Here is a 12,223-nt window from a genome sequence, read left to right as displayed (position 1 = left end):
CACCGAGGCGCAGGAGGCGGTCCAGGAGGCGTTCACCCGTGCGCTGGTGTCGCCGGGGCGGTTCGCCGGGCTGGACAACCCGGAGGCGTGGTTGCGTCGGGTCGCGGTGAACTGGGCCCGCAGCCGGTACCGCCGCCGTCGGGTGCTGGACGGGCTGCTGCGCCGGATCGGCCCGCCCCCGGCCGTCGCCGACCACTCCCCGGAGCACCTCGCCCTGCTCGCCGCGCTGCGCGTGCTGCCGGAGGGGCAGCGGCAGGCGCTGGCCCTGCACTACCTCGTCGACCTGCCGGTGGACGAGGTCGCCGCCACGCTGGGCGTGTCGTCCGGGACGGTGAAGTCTCGGCTGTCGCGGGGCCGGGTCGCCCTGGCGGCGCTGCTCGCCGACACCGACGACACCACCACGACCGCCACCGACGCTAGCCAAACCGGGAGGATCGATGTCCAATCGTGAGTTCTCCGGATTCGACGTGGACACGGTCACCGAGGCCGTGTCGCAGCCGCCCCTCGACGAGCTGCGATCCATCGCCCGGTCCCGCCGGCATCGGTCGGTCGCGATGGTGGCGGTCGCACTGGTCGCGCTGGTTGGTCTGTCTGTCGTACCGCTGGTGGCCGAGCCGGACCGGGTCGCTCCGGCGAACCCGCCGACCGCCGAGTTCAGCGAATTCACGCTGACCGGGCCCGCCACCGGCGTGAACGTGCGGCAGGATGGTTGCGTCGTGCGCTTCGCGTACACCGGCGACGGTGGCCGGAGCTGGTCGGACTGGGACGCGGCGCGCTTCGAGGGCACCAGATGTGTGGCCGGTTCCGCCATCGGGACGCCGGGCAGCGGCATCAATTTCTCCGTACTCGGCGAACGGTCCTACCTGGTCACGGACTCGGGGCTACCGCGCGTCTCCACCGACTACGGCCGCACCTGGCGGGACGGGGACTCCGCGATCGTCGCCGTACCGGCGTTCCCGGCGACGGCCCGGCCGGTCCTCTGCGGGTTCGGCTGTCAGCCGCTGTTGGAGCCGCTGGCGGTGGACCCGACGAGCGGGACGGTGTACCGGCTCAGCGCCAAGGCGCCCTCGTGGCGTCCGCTGTTCAGCCTCTACCCGGCAGCGGACGGCAGCATCTGGGCGACGTACCAGATGGGTAGTGCCGACGGAGCGACCGTCGCTCGCAGTACCGACCGTGGCGCGACCTGGACCACCTGGGAGGTGGGAGACGACGCGAACGCGGTGGCTGTGGTCGGGCTCGACGACCAGGAGGGGTACCTGGTGGTCCAGGCACGGGACGGTGGGACGCGGGTATTGCGGACCACGGACGGCGCGAAGACCTGGACGGATACCGGCGCCGACCTGCCGGAGCAGACGCTCTACGACCTGACGGTCGGCGCCGACAGGTCCCTCCTGGCGATCGCTCCTGGCAGGGGTACCGAACCCGACCAGCGCGCGAGGCTCCTGGCCAGCCGGGACAATGGGCAGACCTTCACGCTTGCCCGGGAGTACGGCCGGCTCGTCGGCTCGGTCAGTGTCGCGCCCGGTTACGCCTGGCTCGTCGGGCGCGACGACGGGTCGACCGGAGAGCCGGACCATGCCCTGGTCACCACGGACGGGAGCACCTGGACCCGCTTCTCGCTCGCTCCCTGAACCACTGTGCCGCCCAGCAGACGGCGACCCTGGATCAGGCGCTGCCCGCCGGGACACCGTTCAGTGGGGCGTGCGGGTCGGGCGGGCCCCGGTCGTGGTGGACCTCAACCTCGGCTGACCCGACGGCCCGCGACGCCCACCAGGTCACGGTGATCAGGTCGACGGCGGCGCGGCGTCGGCCTCGGTGGTGGGCCCCTGATCCGACTGCTCCCGGGGCATGACCTCGTTCGCGCCGTGCGACGCGTCGCCGCGGCGTCGGACGGTTGCCTCCTCGGCCGCCACCATCACGGCGATCACCACGATCAGCGACGCGACCGCGGCGAGGGCCGGCATCAGCGTGGCCAGCGGCACCAGGATCAGGCAGGCCGCGCCCGCACCGAGCCGACGCCAGGCAATCGTGTGGTGGATTCGCCAGTGGGCGCAGGCGAAGGTGATGAGGAACAGCGCGCAGCCACCGGCGAGGAGCATCGCTTCGCGGGTTGGCAGTGCGTGGAACGGCTCGGGCACTATGTCCGCCAGGCCGACGGCGATGGTGATGATCCCGAAGCTGTAGAAAAGGTGGCCGTAGACGAGGATCGTCCGGCGCAGGTCCGGCTGGTCCCGGGCCCGTTCCAGTGCCTGCCGGAAGTCGGACAGGCCGTAGCCGAAGTACGCGTACCAGAGGACGCTGACCAGGATGTAGGCGGCACCGACGGCGACGAGTTGCACGAGGGTCAGCCCCTCCTTGGCGGCCACCGCCCCGACCTGGATCACGGACTCGCCGAACATCAGGATGATCAATAGGCCGTAGCGGTGTGCGTAGTGCGCCGGCTGCACGTGGCGCTGCGCCACGAGGCGGCTCGCCACCCAGGGGCTCAGCACGTCGATCGTGGCGGCGGCGCCCCAGAGGACGACCCGGGCGGTGCCGTGCATGAGCGCGCCCGCCAGCAGCAGCGGTGCGGTGAACAGGAAGACGCCGTAGGGGCCGACGAAGAGGGACCGCCAGACGGGGAGGTGGCGGAGGGCGAGTCCGGCCAGCATCACCCGGCCGGCGAGGTAGATGACGACGAATTGAAGGCCCTGGTCTTCGTAGGCCCGCGGAATCGTCAGGGCCATCAGGAGACTGCCGAGCCCGAGCGTGATGATGCCGAGGCGATCCAGCGGTGAGGTGATGTCCCGTTGGTTCGTGTAGAGGGTCACGCCACCCCAGGCCCAGTAGACCGGAACGAAGAGGATCAGCGCGCGGCCGATACCAGACCAGCTGTGATCCTCGTGGAGCTGCGTGGAGAACTGGGTGAGGGCGAAGACGAACGCGAGGTCGAAGAAGAGTTCCTCCCAGGTCACCCCCTTGCTGCCTGGGAGCTTCGACACCGACCTTCCTCCGACCGTCCGGTCGTCCCGATGAGGCGAGGTTAGTCGCGACGATCGTGACGAGGCGGCCGAATGACGGCGGGTCACCGGAAGGGAGCGATCTTCCTCCGTTCGGGCGGCGGCCAGTGCGGGGAACGCCAGGAGTTAACAGCCGCCGGTACCGGGTAACCGACGTGCGCTTCTACCAGCGGCGGTCGGGGAGGTGGGATGTCGGAGACCAGCGACTTCTTCGAGCGGTTGGCGGTCGCCGGCCAGGATCCGCGGTTCAGCAAGGTCCGTGGGAGTGTCCGGTTCGACATCCGCGACGGTGGCCGTCTGGAGCAGTGGCTGCTGGACATCGACCATGGCCAGATGCGGGTGATCAAAAGCGGTGGTCCGGCCACCACCGTGATCAAGGTGTCGGCGCAGGTCGCGGACGCGATGGCGCGGGGCGAGGTGAACGGGCTGGCGGCGATCACCAGGGGCGAGGTCATCGTCGACGGTGATCTCGCTCTGGCGTTGCGCATCGGGCGGCTGTTTCCGCGAGCGTCCGGCCGGTCTCAGCCCGACGATCCCGACAGTGGGGCGTGACCGGTGAGGGACATCGCGGGCACCGTGGCGTGCATCGACGGGAACACCTTCATGGTCTCCGACGCCAGCGGGGACGTGGAGTCGTCCCCGAGCACTCCGGTCGGCCTCTTCGCCGCCGACACCCGCTTCCTGTCCCGCTGGCGGCTCACCGTCGACGGTGAGTGCATGACGGCGCTGTCGGTGGACGACAGCCAGTACTTCGAGGTGACGTTCTTCGCGGTGCCGGGTCGGGCGGTCGACTACGTGGAGGCGGACGTGTCAGCCATTCGGCGCCGGCGCATCGGCCCGGACCTCACCGAATCGCTCACGATCTTCAACTACGGCGAGGAGGACATGACGCTCGACGTACGCCTGGAGGTGGAAGCGGACTTCGCCGACATCTTCGAGATCAAGTTCGACATCGAGGAGAAGGCCGGCACCTACTACACCAAGGTCGGCAAGAACGAGTTGCGCCTGGGCTACCGGCGGGGCACCTACCACCGTGAGGTTGTCGTGTCGGCGAGTGAGCCCGCGCAGTTCGACCCGGGCGGCCTTCGGTTCGCGGTCCGGCTACGCCCGGGGCAGCAGTGGTCGACCCGGTTGCAGGCCGTCATGCTGGCGCTGCGTCCGGACGGCGTCGACCTGCGCTCCGCCCTGCGGGCCCAACGGCCGGACGACTCCACCCTGCCCACCAGCATGCGGGACTGGGTCGCGGCGGCCCCGACCCTGGACACCGACAGCGTCGGCCTCCAGCAGGTCTACCACCGCAGCCTGGTGGACCTGGCGGCGCTGCGCTTCGCCCCGCTGTCGCTCGGCGGCGCGAGCGTGCCCGCGGCCGGGTTGCCCTGGTTCATGACCCTGTTCGGCCGCGACAGCCTGTTGACCTGCTTGCAGACCCTGCCCATCACCCCGTCGCTGACCCCACCGACGTTGCGGATCCTCGCGTCGTTGCAGGGCGCCCGGACCGACGACGTGCTGGAGGAGGACCCGGGCCGGATCCTGCACGAGTTGCGCTACGGGGAGTCGGCCGCGTTCGAGGAACAGCCGCACTCCCCCTACTACGGCACTGTGGACGCCTCACCGCTGTTCGTGGTGCTGCTCGACGAGTACGAGCGGTGGAGCGGCGACGCCGCGCTGGTGCTGGAGTTGGAGCAGGAGGCCCGCGCGGCGCTGGCCTGGATCGACAGGTACGCGGACCTGACCTCCACCGGCTACGTCTGGTACCAGCGACGTAACCGGGTCACCGGCCTCGACAACCAGTGCTGGAAGGACTCCTGGGACAGCATCTCCTACGCCGACGGGCGGCTGCCGGGCTTCCCGAGGGCCACCTGCGAAACCCAGGGGTACGCCTACGACGCCAAGATCAGAGCAGCGCGGCTGGCCCGTACCGTATGGGGTGATCCGGCCTACGCCGAGCGGCTGGAGAGCGAGGCGGCGGCGCTGTACGAGCGGTTCAACCGGGACTTCTGGCTTGAGGACCGCGGCTTCTACGCCCTCGCGCTCGACCACGACGGCACGGCCGTGGACAGCCTGTCGTCCAACATCGGGCATCTGTTGTGGAGCGGTATCGTGCCACCGGAGCGGGCGCCCCGGGTGGTGGAGCACCTGATGGGTCCGGCGCTCTTCTCCGGGTGGGGTGTGCGGACGTTCGCCGACGGGCAGCGCCGCTACAACCCGCTCGGCTACCACAACGGTACGGTCTGGCCGTTCGACAACTCCTTCATCGCCTGGGGTCTGCGCCGGTACGGGTTCGGCAACGAGGCGGCCCGCATCGCCGAGGGCATCCTGTCCGCGGCCACCTACTTCGAGGGTCGGCTGCCCGAGGCGTTCGGCGGGTTCGACCGTGACACCACCAAGTTCCCGATCCGGTACCCGACCGCGGGCAGTCCGCAGGCGTGGTCCAGCGGGGCGACCATGCTGCTGCTCCGCACCATGCTCGGTATCAACCCACACGAGGACCACCTGGCCGTGGACCCGGCGTTGCCCGCCACCTTCGGGCGGATCGCGCTGCTGGACATCCCCGGCCGGTGGGGCAGGCGCGACGCGTTCGCCCGGCAACGCCCGACCAGCGCTGACGGCACGGTCAGCTGACGGCGAAGCCGGCGCGCGGGCTCTGAAGGATCACCCGGTGGCCCGGAAGGTACGCCGGTAGGCGTCCGGCGGGACGCCGACGGTGCGGTGGAAGTGTCGACGCAACGTCGTGGCGGTGCCCAGGCCGGCTGCCTGGGCGATGGCGTCGATGCTGTCGTCGGTGTTCTCCAGCAACTCCTGGGCGCGGCGGATCCGCTGCGTCGACAGCCACGACAGTGGGGTGGTGCCGGTGGCCGACCGGAAGTGGCGGGCCAGGTTGCGCGAGCTCATGTTCGCCTGCCGGGCCAGGTCCTCGACTGTCAGCGGCCGGTCGAGGCGGGCCAGCACCCAGGGGAACAGGGTGGTGAGCGGGTGGTCGTCGCGGGCGGGTACCGGTGTCGTGACGTACTGGGCCTGACCGCCGGCGCGGTGCGGTGGCACGACCAGGCGGCGGGCGACGGCGTTGGCGACGGTCGGGCCGTGGTCGCGGCGGATCAGGTGCAGGCACAGGTCGATCGCGGCGGCCTTGCCGGCGGAGGCGAGCACGGTGCCGTTGTCGACGTAGAGCACATCCGGGTCGACCCGGATGCGGGGATAACGGGCGGCCAGCGTGTCGGTGTGGGCCCAGTGGGTGGTGGCCCGCAGCCCGTCGAGCACGCCGGCGGCGGCGAGCACGAACGCGCCGGTGCAGAGCGCGACCATCCGGGCGCCCGCCCGGTGGGCCGCGCGGACCGCGTCGAGCAGGTCGGAGGGTACGTCCACGTCGACGTCCTCGACCGACGGGATGATCACCGTGTCGGCGTGGGTGAGACGGTCCAACCCGTCGTCGGGCTCCAGCAGGAAACGGCCGACGCGGACCGGGCCGGGGCCGCAGACCATCAGGTCGTACCAGGGGTCGGCCAGGCCGGAGGGGTCGTGGGCGAAGACCTCACAGGCCAGTGCCAACTCGAGGTGCAGCATCCCGTCGGTGGCGGCGATCGCGACAAGGGCCATGTCCGAAACTGTACGCGGGATGGCGTTCCCGACACTGGTCGGTAGCGGGCCGCTGCGGAAGGCTGGGCTCAGTCGATCTTTCGAGGGGGCAGTGATGGGCCACAGCGTGGCGGTGTTCGGTGCGTACGGGCACACCGGACGGTTCGTGGTGACGGAATTGAGCGAACGCGGGTTCGATGCGTTGCCGGTGGGTCGCGACGCGGGCCGGCTGGCGTCTCTCGGACTCCCCTTCCGGGTGGCGTCGGTCGACGACCCGGCCTCGCTCGACGTGGCGCTGACCGGTGTGGACGCGGTCATCAACTGCGCCGGCCCGTTCGCGTCGACCGCCGCCGGCGTGATCGAGGCAGCGCTGCGCGCCAGGATCCCGTACGTGGACGTGGCCGCAGAGATCGAGGCCAACCTCGACACGTTCACGCACTTCACCGAGCCCGCCCGGGCTGCCGGTGTCGCGGTGGTCCCGGCGATGGCCTTCTACGGCGGGCTCGGCGATCTGCGCGCGACGACGGCCATGGGCGACTGGACGTCGGCCGACGAGGCGCACGTCGCGTCCGGACTGAGCAGCTGGCACCCGACGGCCGGGACGGTCGCCGCGGGTGTCGTGTCCCGCGAGCGCCGCGCCGGCCGTCGGGTCCGCTACACCGGGGGCCGGTTGGAGTACCACTCCGGCGGGGAGCTGCCGAGGATGGACTGGGACTTCCCCGCGCCGCTGGGCCGGCGCACCGTCCTCGGCGAGTTCAGCATGGCCGACGTCGTCACCATCCCCCGTCACCTGGTCATTCCCGAGGTCCGGACCTACATGACCGTCGACGCCACCACCGACCTGGCTGCTGGGGCGGCGCCGGTCGCTGTCGACGGGCTGGGCCGGTCGGCGCAGACGTTCACTGTCGACGTCATCGTCCGTCGCGGCGACGCGCGCCGCCGCGTCGTCGCCAGTGGCCGCGACATCTACGCCGTCAGCGCACCCCTGGCGGTGGAGGCGGTCCGGCGCATCCTCGATGGTCAGACGAAGGCGAGCGGGGTCGCCTCCGCCGGTGAGATGTTCGACGCTCCCGACTTCCTGCGCGCGCTGTCGCCGGCCATCCGCGTCGAGCCGGTCAGCGACTGAGGCCCGCCCGCGGCTGACCATCGCCTCCGTTGTCGACGGACGGCCCCCGCTCAGGCGTGGGGGCCGTCCGTCATCGCATTACGTCGGTCAGAGGATCACATTGATTCCGGCGGCCTTGCACGCGGTGCTGATGTCCTTGCCGGCCTTCTCGAAGGCCGGATTGTCGGCGGCGGTCGCCGGGTCCGCCGCGGCGGCGGCCTTCGCGGCCTCGGCGCCGAAGGCCCGCAGGGCATCGGCCAGCTTGCCGTCGCCGGTGGCGGCGACCGCGCTCACCTTCTGCTCCAGCTCGGTCAGGATCTTCTTGAAGTCCGCCGCCGAGGCGTCGCCGGTGGTGGCGACCTTCACCAACTCGGCCCGCATCTCGTCGTTGGCCTTCTTCACCGACTCGCAGACCTGCTTGTCGTTCGCGCCGCCCGCCGCGGCGGACGAGGCCGGCGTGGCGGCGGCGGAGGTGGCCGCCGAGGACGGGGCTGCGGACGTCGGGGCGGGGGTGGTGGATCCGGCGTTCGTCGCCTTGTCGCCGTCGCCGCAGGCGGCGATCGCCGTGGTGGCGGCAAGGATCAACAGGGCGGAGGTCAGACGAGATTGCTTCACGGACGCGCACGATAGCCGATGTCCCATCGGTGATCAATTCGCCCGCGACCCTCGTGGTGCGACAGGTCCAGCAGGTCGGGTACGGCGGTAGTAGGACCAGCCGGCCACCGGCAACGCGAACGTCCAGGCCAGCAGGAGCGGGAGACCGATCAGGACACCGGTCGGGGTGAAGATGTCCTCCCGGCCGGGTTCCGACAGGTCAGCGGCGAACTGCCAGGGCAGCGTCGCCGAGTAGCCGATCATCAGGGCGGAGCCGAGCACCGTCGGGGTCAGCGGCACCCACGGCGGAACCCGACGTCCGCGCAGCCACGGCACCCAGTGGGGGAAGACCACACCCCAGTCCTTGATGAGTCCCAGCGCCAGAACCCCGCCGAGTCCGGCGAGGACGCACAGCAGACCCAGGTAGAACGCACCGGCCGGCAGGCCCAGGAACCCGTCGACGGGGTGCTCCCCCACCCCGGGCCCGCGCCCGTGGTACCACTCGCGGAACCGGTCGGGATCGGCGAACATCGGGATGCCCAGGATCCACGGCACGTGCAGCGGGATGAACCCCAGCACGGGGGCGATCCAGGCCACGTGGCCGGCCCGGCGGGCCCAGGTCGGTGGCGGGGCGGGCGCGGGCGGGTGTCGAGTCACAGTGTCGTCTCCCTGTCTCTGGCCGGGTGTCGGCCTTCCGAGATCACCGTGGCTGAGTGGCGCGACGAACGGATCGCCGCGCGGAGGGAGTCCCCTCCCCCGGCCCGGGGACGCTGTCTGTCCGACCCCGACAGCACGTCCCGGCGGTGTGCCACGCTCCGGACGCCGGGCTGCGCGCCTGGACCCATCGGAAGCGCCGCTGCAATTACTGTGCAGACATGGTCGATCGGCACCAGGTGATGAACTTCCGGGTCCGGGCCCAACAGCTCGACCGGGATGAGGGCACGCTCGCCGACACCGCTGTCCTGGACATCGGGGTGCAGAACACCGGCCCGGACGGCGCCCGGTGGGCGTTGGCGGTGCGCGGGGTCGACGTGAGGGCGCTGTCCGACCGGGACGTGGTCCTGCTGTGGACCGTGCGGGGCGCGCCGCACCTCTACCGCCGCGCCGACATCGCGCGGGTGGCGGCCGCTGTCGAGCCCTTCTCCGAGGCCGACGCGGGCAAGCGCGTCTACGACGCCGCGAAGCCGTTGAAGGCCGCCGGCATCGACACTCTCGCGGCGCTGGACGAGATCGCCGCCCGGATGCGGGCCATCGTCAGCACACCGACGGTGAAGGGGGACGTCTCCGGCCGCCTGGCCACGGCGCTGCCCGAGCCGTATCTGCGGTTCTGCCGGCCGTGCGACGCCACGCACCTCTACGAGATGCCGTTCCGTCTCGCCGCCGTGCGGGCCGGACTGGAGTTGCGGCTCGACACCTCACCGCCGGTCCTGGAGCGCATCACCAGGTTCCGCAAGGCGTCCGCTGCGGGTGACCGGTTCGACCTCATCCGGGCGTACCTGCGTCTGCTCGGCCCGGCCACGCCGAAGCAGGTGGCCGACTATCTCGACGCCCCGCTGAAGGATGTCAAGGCACGCTGGCCCGACGACGTGATCGAGGTGACCGTCGGCGGCGAGGTGCGTTCCCTGCTGGCCGTGGACGAGGAGGCGCTGGGGTCGGCCGACGGCACCGGCACCCGCCTGCTCGGCCCGTACGACCTGTTCCTGCAGGCCAAGGACCGGGCGACGCTGGTGCCGGACAGCGCCCACGCCAAACAGTTGTGGCCGGTGCTGGGTCGCCCGGGCGCGGTCCTGGTCGACGGCGAACTGGTCGGCACCTGGCGCCCCCGCAAGTCCGGCAAGACGTTCACGGTCGCCGTCCAGCCGTGGCGCCGACTGTCGGACGCCACCCGTAAGGCCGTCACCGGGCAGGCCGAACGCCTCGCCGCGTACCGCGCCGTCTCCCTCAGCGGTGTCGAGTTCGGCAGCTAGGGTGCGCGGTCGTCCTCGCCGTACTCGCCTCGGATGGGCAGGTAGTAGGTGGGCAGGAAGCCGGCGATGATGACGACGCCGGCGATCGGCGCGAACGCGCCGACGAGGACGCCGGATCCGATCCAGACCAGCGCGAGGAGGAATCGGCGGCCGATGGCCCGCGCACCGCAGGGGCCGAGGCCGGGGTCCAGTAGTCCGGCGCGGCGCAGGTGAGCCCAAATGATGTTGAACAGGGCCGCCGCCGTCCACAGTGTGCCGCCGTAGACGACGACCGCCGCGCGCAGCCCCTGCTCTGCCCGCAACGCGTCGGCCAGCAGTGAGGTGGAGAACGGCAGGAACGCGATGACCATCAGGAGCAGCGTGTTGAGGAACAGGACGCCTCGGTCGACGTGCCGGACCCGGTCGAACATCACGTGGTGGTTGACCCACACCTGCCCGATGAGCAGGAAGCTCAGCGTGTACGCCAGGTACGACGGCCACAGCGCCCTGAGCCCCTGGACGAGGTGCTCGAAGTCATGCGGCGGTTGGATCTCCAGCACCAGAAGTGTCACGGCGATCGCGAAGACGCCGTCGCTGAAGGTCAGTAACCGGCCCGAACCGCGGGTTAGCCGTGGAATTTCCCTTTTGGGGGGCACGGCGAAAATTATGCTATAGGTTAGCTTTTCTCGTCGGCGGAGCCGGCCGTCCTGCGCAACACCCGATCCTCCGGCCCATCCGGGTACGGCGTGACAGACTGCGAGGTGCCCTCGGCCGCCGACGCCGGCCAGCGAATCCCCCCTCACGTTCGGTTCCGGGAGGCCCTGGGAACGGAGTGCGGAGGGGGCGGGGATGCAACCGACGTGGCTCGTGGCGCTCTCGTGGGCGTCCCTCACGGTCGGCGTGGTCAGTTTCGCGATCGTGCTCGCCGACACCTATCTTCGCGGGCACCGTCAGCCGGTCAGGGTCATGGAGATCGTCTGGCTGGTGACCGTCCTCTATGTCGGCCTGGCCGCCGTCCGCCTCTACTGGAACTGGGGCCGGCCCGAGGCGTTCGCTCAGCGGCGGCGGGAGGATCAACCGCGACGGCCCCGCCGGGGCATCGTCGTCACCCACGTGTCCCGCTGCGGCGCCCACTGCGCCCTCGGCTTCCTCGTCGCCGAGGTCGCCCTGTTCGCGGTGAGATTCGACCCGGCGAAGGACCCGCTCTGGGTCGGCTACGCCGGCGACTATCTGGCGGCGGTGACGATAGCCGTGCTCTTCCGGTACTTCGCCGGGCCGGGGCGCGGCCTCGCGAAGGTCGGGAACGCGCTGTCGGGCGTGGGCAGGATCGAGCTGCTGACCATCACCGTGTTCGAGGCGGCGTTGTTCGCGTGGTTGACGGTCGCGCATCACATGTTCTTTCCGGAGCCACCACTGCGACCCGACAACCCGACGTTCTGGTTCCTCGGTCAGCTCGGGCTGATAGCCGGCTTCGTCGCGGCCTGGCCCACCGCCTCCTGGCAGATCGGCCGACGGCTGCGCATCGAGCCGCGCCCCGACGAGTGAGCGCCGCGATCGGCCGCCCACGGTCGGCCGCCCAAAAAACAAGCGGCAAGGAGATCACACTCCCTGCCACTTCTAACGTATATCGCACCTGGGGGCTTGCCGCAAGACCCCGGTCGTGGCGCAGAATCGGCGGCCGGACCAGCACAAACGAGGTGACGGGGGCGCGACGTGGGTGAGTTGTCGATGGGCGAGGACCGCCGCGACCGGGTCCCGCAGGTGGATCTTCGAGAGGTGGACGAGACGCAGGTGTCGGTCGTCGGCGGCAAGGCGGCGCACCTGGGCGCGCTGGCCCGGGTCGACGGCATTCGGGTGCCCGCCGGATTCTGCGTGACGACAGCCGCCTTCCGGCAGGTCATGGCGCAGGTGCCGGCGGTCGACGACCAGCTCGAACAGCTGTCGCGGCTGAGCCCGGACGACGCGGAGGCGATTCGGACGCTCAGCGCGGCGATCCGCCGCAGCAT

General features: G+C 71.0%; 13 protein-coding genes. 8 read left to right on the top strand and 5 right to left on the bottom strand.

Annotation, left to right across the window (positions count from 1 at the left end; all coding sequences use genetic code 11):
• Together KBX53_RS08420 and KBX53_RS08415 are read left to right on the top strand one after the other, a co-directional pair.
• Positions 1–451: RNA polymerase sigma factor (locus KBX53_RS08420; protein WP_210858442.1), on the top strand; the 451-nt coding region annotated here is incomplete at its 5' end.
• Positions 438–1,631 carry a hypothetical protein gene (locus tag KBX53_RS08415; protein ID WP_030332663.1) on the top strand — a complete coding sequence of 398 codons (1,194 nt, stop codon included), beginning with the start codon at positions 438–440 and terminating at the stop codon, positions 1,629–1,631. The genes KBX53_RS08420 and KBX53_RS08415, both read left to right, overlap by 14 nt.
• A 153-nt stretch (positions 1,632–1,784) precedes the next feature.
• Here the strand turns inward: KBX53_RS08415 and KBX53_RS08410 are convergent, their stop codons facing one another.
• Complete coding sequence (locus KBX53_RS08410; protein ID WP_167337303.1) at positions 1,785–2,981, bottom strand: low temperature requirement protein A; 1,197 nt, start codon at positions 2,979–2,981, stop codon at positions 1,785–1,787.
• A gap of 207 nt (positions 2,982–3,188) precedes the next feature.
• On the opposite strand from KBX53_RS08410, the gene KBX53_RS08405 reads away from it, so the two are divergent.
• Positions 3,189–3,551 carry an SCP2 sterol-binding domain-containing protein gene (locus tag KBX53_RS08405; RefSeq protein WP_051708522.1) on the top strand — a complete coding sequence of 121 codons (363 nt, stop codon included), beginning with the start codon at positions 3,189–3,191 and terminating at the stop codon, positions 3,549–3,551.
• A 12-nt stretch (positions 3,552–3,563) separates the two neighbouring features.
• Positions 3,564–5,621 (top strand): amylo-alpha-1,6-glucosidase, encoded by a 2,058-nt coding sequence (locus KBX53_RS08400; protein ID WP_210858445.1) that lies wholly within the window; start codon positions 3,564–3,566, stop codon positions 5,619–5,621.
• A 30-nt stretch (positions 5,622–5,651) separates the two neighbouring features.
• Here the strand turns inward: KBX53_RS08400 and KBX53_RS08395 are convergent, their stop codons facing one another.
• Positions 5,652–6,593 (bottom strand): helix-turn-helix domain-containing protein, encoded by a 942-nt coding sequence (locus KBX53_RS08395; RefSeq protein WP_210858441.1) that lies wholly within the window; start codon positions 6,591–6,593, stop codon positions 5,652–5,654.
• Between the two features lie 94 nt (positions 6,594–6,687).
• Between KBX53_RS08395 and KBX53_RS08390 the strand changes: the two genes are divergently transcribed.
• Entirely contained in the window at positions 6,688–7,698 is a 1,011-nt protein-coding gene (locus tag KBX53_RS08390) for a saccharopine dehydrogenase NADP-binding domain-containing protein (protein ID WP_210858440.1), read from the top strand.
• Between the two features lie 87 nt (positions 7,699–7,785).
• Here the strand turns inward: KBX53_RS08390 and KBX53_RS08385 are convergent, their stop codons facing one another.
• Both KBX53_RS08385 and KBX53_RS08380 read right to left on the bottom strand, forming a co-directional pair.
• Positions 7,786–8,292 (bottom strand): hypothetical protein, encoded by a 507-nt coding sequence (locus KBX53_RS08385; protein ID WP_210858439.1) that lies wholly within the window; start codon positions 8,290–8,292, stop codon positions 7,786–7,788.
• 33 nt (positions 8,293–8,325) lie between these two features.
• Positions 8,326–8,928, bottom strand: coding sequence for a hypothetical protein (locus tag KBX53_RS08380; protein ID WP_210858438.1), 603 nt, complete (start codon positions 8,926–8,928; stop codon positions 8,326–8,328).
• 218 nt (positions 8,929–9,146) lie between these two features.
• On the opposite strand from KBX53_RS08380, the gene KBX53_RS08375 reads away from it, so the two are divergent.
• Positions 9,147–10,238 (top strand): winged helix DNA-binding domain-containing protein, encoded by a 1,092-nt coding sequence (locus tag KBX53_RS08375; RefSeq protein WP_210858437.1) that lies wholly within the window; start codon positions 9,147–9,149, stop codon positions 10,236–10,238.
• Here the strand turns inward: KBX53_RS08375 and KBX53_RS08370 are convergent.
• The gene (locus KBX53_RS08370; RefSeq protein WP_210858436.1) at positions 10,235–10,873 is read right to left on the bottom strand and encodes a TMEM175 family protein; all 639 of its coding nucleotides are present in this window, start codon (positions 10,871–10,873) and stop codon (positions 10,235–10,237) included. The two genes, KBX53_RS08375 and KBX53_RS08370, sit on opposite strands and share 4 nt — an antisense overlap.
• A gap of 193 nt (positions 10,874–11,066) precedes the next feature.
• Between KBX53_RS08370 and KBX53_RS08365 the strand changes: the two genes are divergently transcribed.
• Positions 11,067–11,762 (top strand): DUF4396 domain-containing protein, encoded by a 696-nt coding sequence (locus tag KBX53_RS08365; RefSeq protein ID WP_210858434.1) that lies wholly within the window; start codon positions 11,067–11,069, stop codon positions 11,760–11,762.
• A gap of 168 nt (positions 11,763–11,930) precedes the next feature.
• A partial coding sequence (locus KBX53_RS08360; protein WP_309140731.1) for a PEP/pyruvate-binding domain-containing protein occupies positions 11,931–12,223 on the top strand: 293 nt, incomplete at its 3' end.

This window comes from Micromonospora sp. M51, assembly GCF_018070305.1.
GTDB classification, from domain to species: Bacteria; Actinomycetota; Actinomycetes; order Mycobacteriales; family Micromonosporaceae; genus Micromonospora; species Micromonospora parva.
Note: the sequence above shows the minus strand (reverse complement) of the source record. Positions and strands in the feature narration are given on the sequence as shown.

Coding starts and splice junctions, on each gene's coding strand:
- KBX53_RS08415 (WP_030332663.1), top strand. CDS start 438: ATGTCCAATCGTGAGTTCTCCGGATTCGACGTGGACACGGTCACCGAG.
- KBX53_RS08405 (WP_051708522.1), top strand. CDS start 3,189: ATGTCGGAGACCAGCGACTTCTTCGAGCGGTTGGCGGTCGCCGGCCAG.
- KBX53_RS08395 (WP_210858441.1), bottom strand. CDS start 6,593: ATGGCCCTTGTCGCGATCGCCGCCACCGACGGGATGCTGCACCTCGAG.
- KBX53_RS08390 (WP_210858440.1), top strand. CDS start 6,688: ATGGGCCACAGCGTGGCGGTGTTCGGTGCGTACGGGCACACCGGACGG.
- KBX53_RS08375 (WP_210858437.1), top strand. CDS start 9,147: ATGGTCGATCGGCACCAGGTGATGAACTTCCGGGTCCGGGCCCAACAG.
- KBX53_RS08365 (WP_210858434.1), top strand. CDS start 11,067: ATGCAACCGACGTGGCTCGTGGCGCTCTCGTGGGCGTCCCTCACGGTC.